1 rRNA gene is annotated in these 409 nt (G+C 36.9%); it reads right to left on the bottom strand.

The annotated features are described in order from the left end of the window. Positions 1-285 precede the first annotated feature (285 nt). A 16S ribosomal RNA gene (locus AYC60_RS00405) occupies positions 286-409 on the bottom strand; the annotation flags it as partial.

Consider the following 409-nt stretch of genomic DNA (forward strand, 5'->3'; position numbering starts at 1 on the left):
CTGAGCTTTTCGCAGCTTATCACGTCCTTCTTCGGCTTTTACTACCTAGGCATCCTCCATGTGCCCTTAATTAGCTTTTTAATCATCTTTTCTATATTTTTTTACAGTTTAACTACTTATCTTTTCTTTCGTCTCTGTTTAAAGTTGTAATTCTTTACTTTCTACTATTCATTTCTCATTGTCCTATGTCATCTTTTAGAACTCCTTCAAGTAAAAGGAATAAATAAAGCAAACAAACTCAAAGTAATCTAAGTTCTAATAACCCATTTTATGTTTTCTCCTTAGAAAGGAGGTGATCCATCCGCACCTTCCGGTACGGATACCTTGTTACGACTTCACCCCAATCACTAATCACACCTTAGGTACTTCCCTCCTTACGGTTAGGCCAGTAACTTCAGGTGCAACTAAC

Origin of the sequence: Streptobacillus felis, from assembly GCF_001559775.1 — a bacterium.
Taxonomy (GTDB): domain Bacteria; phylum Fusobacteriota; class Fusobacteriia; order Fusobacteriales; family Leptotrichiaceae; genus Streptobacillus; species Streptobacillus felis.